General features: G+C 68.8%; 9 protein-coding genes. 5 read left to right on the forward strand and 4 right to left on the reverse strand.

The features are described from left to right. Nucleotides 1-77 precede the first annotated feature (77 nt). From AB0M93_RS14610 to AB0M93_RS14620, 3 genes are read left to right on the forward strand one after another with little or no spacing between them, the layout of a single operon-like run. Nucleotides 78-1784: an acyl-CoA dehydrogenase gene (locus AB0M93_RS14610; protein WP_364273045.1), complete on the forward strand. Its 1707-nt coding sequence runs from the start codon at nucleotides 78-80 to the stop codon at nucleotides 1782-1784. After that, a complete protein-coding gene (locus tag AB0M93_RS14615) occupies nucleotides 1784-2230 on the forward strand; it encodes a nitroreductase family deazaflavin-dependent oxidoreductase (protein ID WP_364273048.1) in 447 nt (148 codons plus the stop codon). Before AB0M93_RS14610 ends, AB0M93_RS14615 begins: the two co-directional genes overlap by 1 nt. Then, nucleotides 2227-3009 (forward strand): fumarylacetoacetate hydrolase family protein, encoded by a 783-nt coding sequence (locus tag AB0M93_RS14620; protein ID WP_364273051.1) that lies wholly within the window; start codon nucleotides 2227-2229, stop codon nucleotides 3007-3009. Before AB0M93_RS14615 ends, AB0M93_RS14620 begins: the two co-directional genes overlap by 4 nt. Here the strand turns inward: AB0M93_RS14620 and AB0M93_RS14625 are convergent. Then, nucleotides 2981-6211, reverse strand: a complete 3231-nt coding sequence (locus AB0M93_RS14625) for an NACHT domain-containing protein (RefSeq protein ID WP_364273054.1) — start codon at nucleotides 6209-6211, stop codon at nucleotides 2981-2983. The two genes, AB0M93_RS14620 and AB0M93_RS14625, sit on opposite strands and share 29 nt — an antisense overlap. Nucleotides 6212-6322: 111 nt before the next feature. Between AB0M93_RS14625 and AB0M93_RS14630 the strand changes: the two genes are divergently transcribed. Next, nucleotides 6323-6736: a hypothetical protein gene (locus AB0M93_RS14630; RefSeq protein WP_364273057.1), complete on the forward strand. Its 414-nt coding sequence runs from the start codon at nucleotides 6323-6325 to the stop codon at nucleotides 6734-6736. A 38-nt stretch (nucleotides 6737-6774) separates the two neighbouring features. Here the strand turns inward: AB0M93_RS14630 and AB0M93_RS14635 are convergent, their stop codons facing one another. Continuing rightward, on the reverse strand, nucleotides 6775-9153 hold the full coding sequence (locus AB0M93_RS14635) for a Tex family protein (RefSeq protein WP_364273060.1): 2379 nt from the start codon (nucleotides 9151-9153) through the stop codon (nucleotides 6775-6777). A gap of 155 nt (nucleotides 9154-9308) precedes the next feature. On the opposite strand from AB0M93_RS14635, the gene AB0M93_RS14640 reads away from it, so the two are divergent. Then, the gene (locus tag AB0M93_RS14640) at nucleotides 9309-10793 is read left to right on the forward strand and encodes a glycosyl hydrolase family 18 protein (RefSeq protein WP_364273063.1); all 1485 of its coding nucleotides are present in this window, start codon (nucleotides 9309-9311) and stop codon (nucleotides 10791-10793) included. A gap of 49 nt (nucleotides 10794-10842) precedes the next feature. On the opposite strand, the gene AB0M93_RS14645 is transcribed toward AB0M93_RS14640, so the two are convergent. Further along, nucleotides 10843-12504, reverse strand: a complete 1662-nt coding sequence (locus AB0M93_RS14645; RefSeq protein ID WP_364273066.1) for a GMC family oxidoreductase — start codon at nucleotides 12502-12504, stop codon at nucleotides 10843-10845. Next, on the reverse strand, nucleotides 12504-13967 hold the full coding sequence (locus tag AB0M93_RS14650) for an NAD(P)/FAD-dependent oxidoreductase (protein ID WP_364273069.1): 1464 nt from the start codon (nucleotides 13965-13967) through the stop codon (nucleotides 12504-12506). Before AB0M93_RS14650 ends, AB0M93_RS14645 begins: the two co-directional genes overlap by 1 nt. Between the last annotated feature and the right edge of the window lie 10 nt (nucleotides 13968-13977).

A 13977-nucleotide genomic window follows, 5' to 3' on the forward strand; every position in this document is an offset into this window, starting at 1 on the left:
TGACGTACTCCCAGTGAGATTGCCCGCACTCGCGCGGCCTTGCTAAGTTACTGGTCGGTAATCGAGGAGGACCACCCATGCTGCTGAACCCGCGCGAGTACGACCCGGCGCACTTCGACGCCGAGACGCGGCGCCTGCTGCGCGCCACCATCGACTGGTTCGAACAGCGTGGCAAGGCGAAGCTGACCGAGGACTACCACAACCGCACCTTCTACGCGGACTTCATCGAGTTCGCGGGCAAGGAAGGCCTGTTCTCGACCTTCCTGACGCCGTCCGCGGCCGCCGACGGCCACCCGGACAAGCGCTGGGACACCAGCCGCATCGCGGCGCTGGCGGAAATCCTCGGGTTCTACGGCCTGAATTACTGGTACCCGTTCCAGGTCACCGTCCTCGGCCTCGGCCCGGTGTGGCAGAGCGCCAACGCGGAGGCACGCAAGCGCGCCGCGGACGCGCTGGACGCCGGCGGCGTCGCGGCGTTCGGACTGTCCGAAAAGGACCACGGCGCCGACATCTACTCCTCCGACATGGTGCTGACGAAGGACGGCGACGGCTACCGCGCGACCGGCTCCAAGTACTACATCGGCAACGGCAACTGCGCGCGCACGGTGTCGGTCTTCGGCCGCATCGACGGCGTCGAGGGCCACGACCAGTACGTCTTCTTCTACGCCGACTCCGAGCACCCGAACTACCACGTCGTCAAGAACGTCGTGCCGTCGCAGATGTACGTCGCGGAGTTCCGGCTCGAGGACTACCCGGTGCACGCCGAGGACATCCTGCACGTCGGCGCCGAGGCCTTCAGCGCCGCGCTGAACACGGTCAACATCGGCAAGTTCAACCTCTGCTTCGGCGGCATCGGCATGGCGACGCACTCGCTGTACGAAGCCATCACGCACGCGCACAACCGCGTCCTGTACGGCAAGCCGGTGACGGACTTCCCGCACGTCCGGCGCGAGTTCGTCGAGGCGTACGCGCGGCTGACCGGGATGAAGCTGTTCTCCGACCGCGCCGTCGACTACTTCCGCAGCGCCGGCCCGGACGACCGCCGCTACCTGCTGTTCAACCCGATCACCAAGATGAAGGTGACGACGGAGGCGCAGAAGGTGATCGGCCTGGTCGCCGACGTCTTGGCGGCCAAGGGCTTCGAGGCCGACACCTACCTGGCGATGTCGAAGAACGACATCGACGGCCTGCCGAAGCTCGAAGGCACGGTGGCCGTCAACCTGGCGCTGATCGCGAAGTTCATGCCGAACTACCTGTTCGCGCCGCAGGAGTACGCCCCGGTCGGCACCCGCACCGACGCCGCGGACGACGAGTTCCTCTTCCGCCAGGGCCCGGCGCGCGGCCTGTCGAAGGTCCGCTTCCACGACTGGAAGACCGCCTACGCCGAAGCCGCGCACATCCCGAACGTCGCGCTGTTCACCGAGCAGGCCGGTTACCTGGTCAAGCTGCTCACCGAGGCGGCACCGGACGAGGCACAGCAGGCCGACCTCGACTTCGGCCTCGCGCTGACCGAGCTGTTCACGCTGATCGTCTACGGCCAGCTGATCCTGGAGCAGGCGCGGATCACCGGCCTGGACGCCGAGGTCGTCGACCAGATCTTCGCGGTGCTGGTGCAGGACTTCAGTGCTGCGGCGGTGGACCTCAACGGCAAGGCGAGCTCGACCGACGCTCAGCAGGCGATCGCCCTGGCCGCGCTGCGCAAGCCGGTGGTCGACGCCGGGCGCTTCGAGAACGTCTGGGCCCGCGTGCGGGCGCTCTCCGGGGTCTACGCTATGCACCCGTGATGGCGCGGAAGTACCGGCTGGGCGTGGCCCGCAGGACTGTGAACGTCCTCGTGAAGGCATTGCTGGCGCGCGGGATCCCGGCCGCGGGGAGCACCGGGTTCCTGCTGACCACGCGGGGCCGCAAGAGCGGCGCCGACCGGACCACGCCGGTCAACGTCGTCGAGGTCGGCGGCGAGCGCTGGCTCGTGTCGCCGTACGGGCGGGTCGGCTGGGTGCACAACCTGCGCGCCGACCCGACCGCCCGGCTGTGGCGCGGCGACACGCGGGAGACGTGGGAGGTCGAGGAGGCCGACGCCGCGACTGCCGGTCCGGTGCTGCGCGCGTACGTCCGCAAACTCCCGGTGACGGCGCCGTTCTTCGACGCGAAGGTGAGCGACCCGGCCGAGGCGTTCGCCGCGGAAGCCGATCGACACCCGGTGTTCCGGTTGGCAAGATCACGCGGGTGAACCGAGCGCGGGCGGCGGAGCTGATCTGGGACGCGTGGCTGACCGGCAAGCGGCTGGACGGCCTCCCGGAGGACGTCCGCCCGGGCGACCTCGCCGACGGCATGGCGGTGCAGGCGGCGCTGGCCGGGCTGGCCGGGCCGGTGTCCGGCTGGAAGATCGCCGCGACGACCGTGTACGCCCGGCAGTACCTCGACGTCCCCGGGCCGCTGCCCGGCGCGATGTTCGAGCGGTTCCACCACGTCGAGGGGGCCCCGGTACCGGCGGACACGATGACGATGGGCGTCGCCGAACCCGAGTTCGCGTTCCGGCTCAAGGCGGATCCGGGGCTGTCGCCGTCGCTGTCGGCGGTGCTCGACGCGGTCGACACGATGTTCCTGGCCATCGAGCTGCCGGACAGCCGCTACACGGACCACCGCCACGCGGGCGGCCCGCAGCTGCTGGCCGACGCGGCGTGCGCGGGCCGGTTCGTCGAAGGCCGCCCGGTGCCGGGCTGGCGCGACCTCGACCTGCCGCGCCAAGCGGTGGTCCTGCACGCGGACGGCGAGGAGTTCTCCCGCGGCAGCGGAAGCCTGGTCCTGGGCGACCCGCGGCTGGCCCTGCACTGGCTGGCGATGGAGCTGCCCCGCCACGGCCGCGCGTTGCGCCCGGGCGACATCGTGACGACGGGAACGGCGACCCCACCGTGCCCGATCCACGCGGGCGGCCACGTGGTCGCGGACTTCGGTGAGCTCGGGAGCGTGGAAGTGCGGTTCAGTGCCCCGCGGACGAGTTTTCGCTGATCGACCTGATGGTTGTCCGAAATTGGGCCACTCCGGCCACCGCGGCCACGCAGACGCGAGCTGCCGTGCTCTTCGGCTCCACCGAAACTCCGCAGTCTTCAAGAATTCCCTGTGATTTGTCGTCGATTTGAAAGAAACCTACGGTCGGCAGGTCTGCGATCATCTCGCGAAGTGCCGCCACCTGGTCGTTCGCGACGATCGCCGACGCGCCGCCGCATTCGTCGAGCCGATGTACCAGCTCCGCGGTTACTTCCATCTGTCGGAGGTCGAAGGTCAGCGGGTACCCGGCCGTTGATGCGTGCAGCGTGGAGCATTCTTCGTCGCTGATTCCGTCCGTTATGATCGGCGGCGATGGATACTCGATCGTCCAGGTGAGGAAGGCTGCGATGAGACCATCGCGGTAGCTATCGACGATTGCGTGAAAGTCCAGGTTGGACGTGGCGATGATCGGGTAATTGATGGTCGACGAACTGACGTCGGATTGGGTGTTGTCCAGGTCGATGGTGCTCAAGTAGCTGGGGTTCGCGATCTTCTTTTTGATGTATTCCGCGGACAACATGTTGGAATCAACGTCCTTCAGGTCTCCGGTGTCTTTTTCAATGAGGGTGACTGAGATGGGTGCGTCGATTGCCTTCCGTGCTTTCGTCAAGCCGGACACGATCTGGCTCCATTCGGACGTTGAAATTCGATCCAGTTCACCCAGTATGGGTAGCAGAGTGGCTGGCTTGTATTGTTTTGAAGTGTTTATCCCGATGTCGGCGAGTTCTTTTCGATCCGCCGGGCTGAGGGCAAGGTGCGGCCAGTCCTCTTCTGTCAACGTGGCGAAGCAGCCCGACACGTCCTCATTGACAGTTCGCTGCATGCGGTCGTCGAGACTGCCGATATGCACCCGGCGGCATCCGGCCGGCTCCACAGAGACCACAGAGACCACAAAAGACCCTGCCGCGAGCGCCACGAGGCCGACGGCTGAGTAGGTCAACAGCCGCGACCACCGTCTGGCCGGGGGGTGCGGAGCCGCGACCAGTCGCTCCTGCAGCCGTACGTGCCAAAACTGGTAGGAGCCGCCGGCTACGCGAAGAAGGCCCCGGCGTCGCGCGTCGGCCAAAAACCTCATCAGTTGCCAGGGCAGTTCACGCCGGAAAGCGAGCCGCAGTCGTGCCACAGCGAAACGAGGCCAGGGGCGGGTCGTGAGGATCGCCATCGCGAACAACACCCCCAGCAGTACGCTGATCGCGATCAGGGAGGGTAGGCCGAGCCAGCCGAGTTCCCAAGGGACGTGGTCCTCGACGGGCGGAAGGTGGAGGTCGACGACCGACGGGCGGTCGAAGAGCAGGGCGATCCGTTCTCCGAGGTGTCCAGCGAGCGCCGCGGTCAACGTTGTCGCCAACACGACCGTGGTTGCGACGATCACCATCGCTGTCATCGCCGAGAGCAAGGCGGAAAACCGCTCTTGACGAAGCAGGCTGAACGGATCCGGCGGCTTGGTCCGGGTCCTGCGCCGGTGCAGAAGTTCCGGTGTGCCGACTGCCGCGCCGGCGATCAAGGAGATGGCGAGGATGGCGCCGAACAGGGTGGTCGATTCGACGATTGACTCGGCGGTTCCGTCATCCGCCGAAGTCAGCCAGAGCAGAACACACGGCAAAAAGGCCAGCGCTGCCCCCGTGACGGCTGCCCGGCCGGTCTGTTTCCAGCCGTGCACCTGCGCATGGTGGCGTCGTTCGGCTGTCTGGCGTGCGCCGACCAGCCAGAGCGCGGCGGCTAACGTTCCGAAGACCACCCCCGGGATGGACGGTGACCCCAGCACAATGGAGACGAGCCCGGTTGTGGAGCCGTCCTCCAAAGCGGTTCTATCGAGAATGGCGGTGGCCAAGACCGCGGCGAATCCGACAGGGAGCGCGACGGCCACGGCGACCCACGGCGAGAGCGTCCGCGGGGCCAATTGCCACCACTTCAGATCGCGATCGTTGTGCTTGTGCAGGTAGTTCGCCAGGTAGCTGAGCCATCGCCAAGCTTGCTCACCGGACCAGCGCCGCCATCTCGGCGTGTTCGAGGCATCGCCGGAATACGCTGTTCTGATCATGGTGTCGATCAGGTGGTCTTCCACCGCGTGCCGGGTATCGAATTTGGTTTGGTCGCGCAGCTCCGCAGGGTCGTGGCCTGCGTAAGCCGACTTGAACAGCGACAGCATCAGCGGTGTGCCCAGAGTGACCGCGAACGGGCTAGTGGGTTCCTTCTTGATGTAACTTGTCGTTTCTGCCCACGCAGCGTCCGGCTCGAGTTGTGTCACGATGTCGTTGATGTCGATCGGCCTGATCTCGACCACCGGTGCCCGCAGGAGCTTCGGGGCGCCTCCTCTGATTTCGTCCGTGTACTCCACCGACCGGCAAGTCAGAACCAGGGGAAAATTGCCCTCCAGCAGCTTGTTGATCTCTGCGATGGCGCTGCGGCGAAGGTGCTCGGGCAGCTCGTCGAGCCCGTCGAGTACCGGGAGGAGCCGTGGCTGGACCAGGAGCGCTCCGGGAATCTGTTCCTGACCGCCGTAGTGCGTAATCGCCAACTCGCGGACCAGCCAGGTATCGAGGGATTCCGTGACCGGGTCCCAGGACGACAGCGAGAGAAAGACAGGTACCGGTTTGCCGGGGGACCACCGCCGCAACAACCCGGTGGTGAGAGTGATCCCCAGGTACGTCTTGCCGGACCCGGGGTCGCCGATGACGACGAGCCGCTGGCTGGGAATCTGTTCGAACGCCTCCGCGAGCTTCCTTGCGGCTTCGTCCGGGTTGTCGTCGAGCCGGCCATCCAGCTTCGGCCGGACAGTGCCGACCGGCGTCGTGATCCCGAACACCGCGGCTGGGTCGGCGGCGAGTCCGGGCGCTTCTTTCCAGGTCAACGGAATGGCCCGCCCGTCACCGAACTGTTCGCGCCGGTGTCGGATTTCACGGTCCCACTGCTGGAGCAGCTTGTCGGCGAGGTCTTTCGCCGCCGCGTCGACCTGCAGCTCCGGCTCGGGACGGCGGAGGAAGATCACGATGCCAGTGAACGACGTGATGATGCTGCACAGCACTCCGACGATGCTGCTGTAGGCGTCGTTTTCGTCGAGCGAGCTGGTGAACAGGACGAACGCCACGACACCGGCGATCACGATGGCGCTGGCGATGGTCAGCCGGAGCAGCAACCGGCGCCGTTGTTTCGATATCGGCATGGGAAGCGCCTACCTTGCATCGGGACAGGACGTCTTCCTGAGTCGCTGGAGTCAAGTCGCGTGCAACAGGACAACCGAAGGAACTTACGCGACCTCCATTAAGGTGATCGGGTGCTGACTTTCCGTGCGGGGTTCGTCGTGCTGGCGGTGGTCGTCGCGGCGCTCGACGCGGGCTTCTGGTGGTTCACCCGCGGCCACCACCAGACGACGGCGCGGGTCGGCTTCCTCGTCGCCTTCGTGCTGCTGCTCGGCCTGCTCGCGGCGGCCGCCGGGGTGGTGCGCTGGGAAGTCGCGGTACCGCTGGCCGCCGCGTCGACGTCGGGCCTGTTCGTCATCGGCGCGGCCGCGATCTTCAGTGTCGGGCTCGGGTTCCTGCTGGCCGCGGTGGTGGAGGCGGCCTTGGTGCGGCGGATGGTCTTGGCGGCGTCCCCACTGGGGTGGCGCGGCGGGATGTGGCTGATCAGCACGGCGGCCGCCGTGGTGCCGGTGGTGCTGTTCGCGGTGGGGTTGTTCGCGCTGCGGTGAGGCGGGCCACCCGGAGGTGGCCCGCCTTCAGTCGAAACCTACTTGTTGCCGAAGCCGGCCCGCCGGAGCGCGTCGGCCATCGACCCGCTCGCGTTGCCGCCCCGGTCACGACCGCCGCCGCCACCGCCACGCCGGTCGCCGCCGCCGCTGCCGCCGCGGCGCTGGCCGCCACCCTGGCCGCCACCGCCGCCCTGCCCGCGGTCGCGGCGCTCGCCGCCGCGCGATGACGCTGCGCCCGGCTCGTCGTCCAGGCGCAGGGTCAGGGAGATGCGCTTGCGTGGTACGTCCACGTCCAGCACCTTCACCTTCACGATGTCCCCGGGCTTCACGACCTCGCGCGGGTCCTTCACGAAGTTCTTCGACAGGGCCGAAACGTGGGCCAGGCCGTCCTGGTGCACGCCCACGTCGATGAACGCGCCGAACGCCGCCACGTTCGTCACCACGCCCTCCAGGCGCATGCCCGGCTTGAGGTCGGAGATCTTGTCCACGCCCTCGGCGAACGTCGCCGTCTTGAACGCCGGGCGGGGGTCGCGGCCCGGCTTGTCGAGCTCGGCCAGGATGTCCGTCACCGTCGGGAGGCCGAACTGCTCGTCCACGAACTCGGCCGGCTTCAGCGACGACAGCGTCCGCGTGTTGCCGATCAGTGCCCGGATGTCGGTGCCGGTCGTGGTCAGGATCCGGCGGACCACCGGGTACGCCTCCGGGTGCACCGCCGACGAGTCGAGCGGGTCGTCGCCGTCCGGGATGCGGAGGAAGCCCGCGCACTGCTCGAACGCCTTCGGGCCGAGCCGCGCCACCTCCTTCAGCGCCGTCCGGGAGCGGAACGGGCCGTTCGTGTCGCGGTGCGCCACGATGTTCTCCGCCAGCCCCGTCGTGATGCCCGAGACCCGGGTCAGCAGCGGCGCCGACGCCGTGTTGACGTCCACGCCGACCGCGTTCACGCAGTCCTCGACCACCGCGTCGAGCGAGCGCGACAGCGAAACTTCGGACAGGTCGTGCTGGTACTGCCCGACGCCGATCGACTTCGGGTCGATCTTCACCAGCTCGGCCAGCGGGTCCTGCAGCCGCCGCGCGATCGAGACCGCGCCGCGCAGCGAGACGTCCATGTTCGGCAGCTCGGCCGAAGCGAACGCCGACGCCGAGTACACTGACGCGCCCGCCTCGGACACGATCGCCTTCGTCAGCTTCAGTTCCGGGTGCTTCTTGATCAGTTCGATGGCGAGCTTGTCGGTCTCGCGCGACGCCGTGCCGTTGCCGATCGAGATCAGTTCCACCTTGTGCCGCGCGCACAGGGCCGCGAGCTCGGCGATCGACTGGTCCCACTTGTTCGCCGGCTGGTGCGGGTAGATGACGTGGGTGTCGACGACCTTGCCGGTCGCGTCCACGACGGCCACCTTGACGCCGGTCCGGAAGCCCGGGTCGAGGCCCATGGTGGCGCGGGTGCCGGCCGGCGCGGCCAGCAGCAGGTCGCGGAGGTTCGACGCGAACACGCGGACGGCGTCGTCCTCGGCGGCCTGGCGCAGCCGCATCCGCAGGTCGATGCCCAGGTGCAGGAGGATCTTGGTCCGCCAGGCCCAGCGCACGGTGTCGCCGAGCCACTTGTCGGCCGGGCGGCCCTGCTGGGCGATGCCGAACTTCGCCGCGATGCGCTGCTCGTACTCCGTCGGCCCGACCTGCGGCTCGTCGCTCGGCTCGTCCGGCGACATGGTGAGGTCGAGGACCTCCTCCTTCTCGCCGCGCAGCATCGCGAGGATCCGGTGCGAGGGGAGCTTGGTGTAGGGCTCGGAGAAGTCGAAGTAGTCGGCGAACTTGGCGCCTTCCTCCTCCTTGCCCGCGCGGACCTTGGCGACCAGGTGGCCCTGGCCCCACATCTTCTCGCGCAGCTCGCCGATGAGGTCGGCGTCTTCGGCGAAGCGCTCGACGAGGATCGCGCGGGCGCCGTCGAGCGCCGCCTGCGCGTCCGCGATCCCCTTGTCGGCGTCGACGAACACCGCCGCCGCGGCCTGCGGATCCGTGGAAGGGTCGCTCAGGAGGCCGTCGGCCAGCGGCTCGAGACCCGCTTCGCGCGCGATCATGGCCTTGGTGCGGCGCTTCGGCTTGTACGGGAGGTAGATGTCTTCCAGGCGCGACTTCGTGTCCGCCGCCAGGATCGAGGCCTCGAGCTCGTCGTCGAGCTTGCCCTGGCTCCGGATCGACTCGAGCACGGCGAGCCGGCGCTCGTCGAGTTCCCGCAGGTAACGCAGGCGCTCTTCGAGCGTGCGCAGCTGCGCGTCGTCGAGCATGCCGGTGACTTCCTTGCGGTAGCGCGCGATGAACGGCACGGTCGACCCGCCGTCGAGCAGCTCGACGGCGGCCTTGACCTGTCCTTCGCGCACGCCCAGTTCTTCGGCGATCTTCTGCTCGACCGACACGCTCACTGCAACACGCTCCTGCTTCGCCTGGATCCGTTCCCTGCATTCTGCCGTTTCCGCCGCCCCGACTTTCGGATGGGGCTGCCATCGACGCCTTGACAACGAGATTGGTCTAGTCCATTTTGTGGTGACCTGCCTCACCTGCGTCGTGGAGGTCGCCCGTGGTCCCCAAGGTTCGCTTCGCCCTGTTTTCCTTACTTTCCGTGGTCACGCTGTGTCTCGGCGTGACGTTCGTGCTCGCCGGCAACGCTTCGGCGGCCAACATCCTGGCCAACCCCGGCTTCGAAGCCGGCACCACGGGCTGGACGTGCACCTCCGCGCCGGCCGTGGTCAGCACCCCGGTGCACAGCGGGAGCAGCGCCCTGAACGTGACGCCGACGTCGTCGGACAACGGCCAGTGCGCCCAGACGCTCACCGTCTCGGCGAACACGGCGTACAAGCTCTCGGCCTGGGTCCAGGGCAGCTACGTCTACCTGGGCGTCTCCGGTTCGGCGACGGCCAGCACGTGGACGCCGGGCACCAGCGGCTACCAGCAGTTGTCGCTGAGTTTCACGACCGGCTCGAGCACGTCGCTGACGGTCTACCTGCACGGCTGGTACGGCCAGCCGGCGTACTACGCCGACGACGTCAGCCTCGACGGCCCGGGCACCCCGCCGACGACGACGCCGACCACGCCGACGACGCCCACGACCCCGACCACGCCGCCCACCACGACCACCCCGCCGACGACGACCACCCCGCCGCCGACCCAGGGTGACCTGCCCAAACACGTCCTGACGGGCTACTGGCAGAACTTCTACAACGGCGCCAAGGCACTGAAGCTGGCCGACGTGCCGACGAAGTACAACATCATCGCCGTGTCGTTCGCGGACGCCACGGGCACGCCGGGCGCGGTGAGCTTCACGCTCGACTCCGGCCTGTCCTCGCAGCTCGGTGGCTACACGGACGCGCAATTCAAGGCCGACATCCGGACGGTCCAGGCGCGCGGCCAGAAGGTGATCATCTCGGTCGGCGGCCAGAACGGCACGATCAGCGTCGCCGACTCGACGTCGGCGAACAACTTCGCGAACAGCGTCAAGACACTGATCGCCGGCTACGGCTTCGACGGCGTCGACATCGACCTCGAGAACGGCATCAACGCCACCTACATGGGCCAGGCGCTGCGGAGCATCTACAACGGCGGCGGCAAGGTCATCACGATGGCGCCGCAGACGATCGACATGCAGTCCACGCAGGGCGGCTACTTCCAGCTCGCGCTGAACATCAAGGACATCCTGACGATCGTCAACATGCAGTACTACAACTCCGGCTCGATGAACGGCTGCAACGGCAACGTCTACTCCCAGGGCACGGTCGACTTCCTGACGGCGCTGGCCTGCATCCAGCTGCAGGGCGGCCTGCGCGCGGACCAGGTCGGCCTCGGCCTCCCGGCGTCCCCGCAGGCGGCGGGCGGCGGCTACCAGGCCCCGGCCAACACGGTGTCGGCCCTGAACTGCCTGGCCCGCGGAACGTCGTGCGGCAGCTTCAAGCCGCCGGCGACGTACCCGTCGATCCGCGGCGCGATGACGTGGTCGATCAACTGGGACGCGTCGCAGGGGTACGCGTTCGCCAACACGGTTTCGGCCGGCCTCGCGGGCCTGCCGTGACTGTGAGTTGAGACGGCCCTCCCGGACGGCGCGGTCCGGGAGGGCCTTTTCACGCCAGTGGCAGCCGAAGGGCTCCCGGTGCTTCAGACGGCACCACCGGGTTCTTCGGCGCCACCGCCGCCACCCGCCGGTACTCCGCCCCAAGTGGGGGCCGCGGATCGGTCTCCCCGCGGTTCGGCCAGAACGCCATGGCCCGCTCCGCCTGGGCCGTGATCGTCAACGACGGGTTCACGCCCAGGTTCGCCGAGATCGCCGAGCCGTCCGCCACGTGCAGGCCCGGATGTCCGTACAGCCGCTGGTACGGGTCCACCACGCCGGTCTCGGGGGAGTCGCCGATCGCGCAGCCGCCGATGAAGTGGCCCGTGATCGGGATGTTCGCCAGGTCCGTCCACGCGCCCTGGGGGAGGCCGCCGATCTTCTCCGCGACCCGGCGCGTGACCTCGTGGCCCGCCGGGATCCACGACGGCGACGGCGCTCCCGCTCCCTGTCCGGTCGTCATGCGGCGGCCGAGCAGGCCGAAGAACCGCCCCTTCGTGTAGGTCGTCACCGAGTTGTCCAGGGTCTGCATCACCAGGAGCCCGATCATCCGCTCCGACCAGTGCCGCGGGTTGTGGATCCGCAGCAGGTTCCGGCGGGACCGCCACAGCTCGCGCAGGCCCAGCACCCAGCGCCGGCGGCCCGGCGAGCCGTCCACCAGCACCGTCGCCAGCAGGCCCAGCAGGTTGCTGCCGCGTCCGTACCGCACCGGCTCCACGTGCGTCACCGCGTCCGGGTGGATCGACGACGTGATCGCGACCCCGCGCGTGTAGTCCGTGTCCGCCCGCAGGGAGCGTGCCGCCAGCACCGCCTCCGAGTTCGTGCGGGACAGGAGCCCGAGCCGCGGGGACACGGACGGCAGCGTGCCCGTGTCCCGCATCCGGTGCAGCAGGCGCTGGGTCCCCAGGGAAGCCGCGGCGAACACCACCTGCGACGCGGTGAACGTCCGGCGGGAACGGCCGCCGGTCCGCCGCGTGTCCACCGCGTACCCGCCGGCGACCGGCCGCACCGACACCGCGGTCGTCAGGGGGTGCACCACCGCGCCCGCCTGCTCGGCCAGGTACAGGTAGTTCTTGACCGTCGTGTTCTTCGCCCCGACGCGGCACCCCGTCATGCACTCGCCGCACAGCGTGCACGAGGAACGCGCCGGGCCCGCGCCGCCGAAGAACGGGTCCACCTCCGACTGTCCGAAGTAGACACCGACCGGCGTGCGGCGGTACGTGTGCCCGATGCCCATGTCCTCGGCCACCGAACGCAGCACCCGGTCCGCGGCCGTCGTCGCCGGGTTCTCGACCACGCCGAGCATGCGCTTGGCCTGGTCGTAGTACGGCGCGAGCTCGTCCTGCCAGTCCGTGATGTGCGCCCACTGCGGATCGGCGTAGAACTGCTCCGGCGGCTCGTACAGCGTGTTCGCGTACACCAGCGAACCGCCGCCGACGCCGGAACCGCTCATCACGAACGTGTTCTTCAGCAGGGTCAGCCGCTGGATGCCGAAGCAGCCCAGCGCCGGTGCCCACAGGTACTTCCGCAGCCGCCACGACGTCTTCGCGAACTCGTCGTCGGCGAACCGGCGGCCGGTCTCCAGCACGCCGACGCGGTAGCCCTTCTCGGTCAGCCGCAGCGCCGTGACGCTGCCGCCGAACCCCGAGCCGATCACCAGGACGTCGTAGTCCATCACGCCACCACCCGGAAGTCCGCGACGTCGAGGCGCCGCGTCCGGCGGTCGTACTCGGTGACCAGGCCCGGCCAGTTGGTCGTCACGCGGCCGTCGGCCTGGCGGTACCAGCTCGTGCAGGCGCTCCACACGCTGTGGCCCAGCCGCCGCTGCACCTCCCGGTCGTAGCGCTCCTCGACGTCGGACCGGACGTCCAGGTAGGACACGCCGGGCCGCGCGAGCTGCTCCACCGCCTGCCGGATGTACCGCGCCTGCCGCTCGATCATGTAGATGATGGACCCGGCGCCGAGGTTCGTGTTGGGCCCGTAGACGCAGAACAGGTTCGGGAACCCGGGCACGGTCATGCCGAGGTACGCCCGCGCGCCGCCGGACCACTCCTCCTGCAGTGACCGCCCGCCGAGCCCGCGCACCGCCATGCGGTGGAGGAACTCCGTGGCGGCGAACCCGGTGCCGTAGATCAGGACGTCCGCCTCGATCTCCGTCCCGTCCTCGACCCGCACGCCCTTCTCGGTGAGCTCGCGGATCCGCCGCGTCTCGACGTCGACGTCCGGCTGGGCCAGCGCCGGCAGGTACTCGTTGGTGAACAGGATTCGCTTGCATCCCAGGGGATAGGCCGGGGTCAGCTTCGCGCGCAGCTCGCGGTCCTTGATGTGGCGGCGCCGCAGCTGCGCGGTCCGCAGCTCGAACATCTTCGCCAGCGCGGGGTGGCGCGTCATGGCGTAGGTGGCGTACTCGGCGAGCAGGAAGATCCGCAGCCGGCCGAGCAGCTGCGTGGGCGGCAGGTGCTCGAACAGCCAGTGCTGCCACCGCCGGTAGCTCGGGTCGGACTTCGCCATCACGTACGGCGGCGTGCGCTGGAAGACGGTGACGTGCTGGGCGCGTTTGCGCAGCTCGGGCACGAACTGCACGGCGCTGGCCCCGGTCCCGATGACGGCGACGCGCTTCCCGGTCAGGTCGACGCCGTGGTCCCACCGCGCGGAGTGGAAGGCGTCGCCGGCGAAGCTCTCCCGGTTCGGGATGTCCGGCAGCACCGGCCGCGACAGCTGCCCGACGGCGGGCACGAAGACGTTCGCTTCGAAGGTCTCGCCGCCCTTCGTCTCGACGCGCCAGAGCCCGCGGTCTTCGTCGAACGCGGCCCCGGTGACTTCGGTCCGGTACCGGATGTGCGGCCCGAGCCCGTACTTGGCGATGACGCGCCGCAGGTAGGCGAGGATGTCCGGCTGGTGCGAGAACCGCTTCGGCCAGCGCGGGTTCGGCTCGTACGAGAAGGAGTAGAGCGGCGACGGGATGTCGCAGGCGGCGCCCGGGTAGGTGTTGTCCCGCCAGACGCCGCCGGGCTCGGCGGCGCTCTCCAGGATGGTGAAGTCGGTGAACCCGGCCCGCTTGAGTTCGATCGCCGTCCCGATGCCGCCGAATCCGGTGCCCACGATCAGCACCGATGGCCCCTTCGCCGCACTGCTCATGCGAAAAAAG

It is taken from the genome of Amycolatopsis sp. NPDC051102 (genome assembly GCF_040682815.1).
Taxonomy (GTDB): Bacteria; Actinomycetota; Actinomycetes; order Mycobacteriales; family Pseudonocardiaceae; genus Amycolatopsis.

Coding starts and splice junctions, on each gene's coding strand:
- AB0M93_RS14650 (WP_364273069.1), bottom strand. CDS start 13,967: ATGAGCAGTGCGGCGAAGGGGCCATCGGTGCTGATCGTGGGCACCGGA.
- AB0M93_RS14645 (WP_364273066.1), bottom strand. CDS start 12,504: ATGGACTACGACGTCCTGGTGATCGGCTCGGGGTTCGGCGGCAGCGTC.
- AB0M93_RS14625 (WP_364273054.1), bottom strand. CDS start 6,211: ATGCCGATATCGAAACAACGGCGCCGGTTGCTGCTCCGGCTGACCATC.
- AB0M93_RS14615 (WP_364273048.1), top strand. CDS start 1,784: ATGGCGCGGAAGTACCGGCTGGGCGTGGCCCGCAGGACTGTGAACGTC.
- AB0M93_RS14610 (WP_364273045.1), top strand. CDS start 78: ATGCTGCTGAACCCGCGCGAGTACGACCCGGCGCACTTCGACGCCGAG.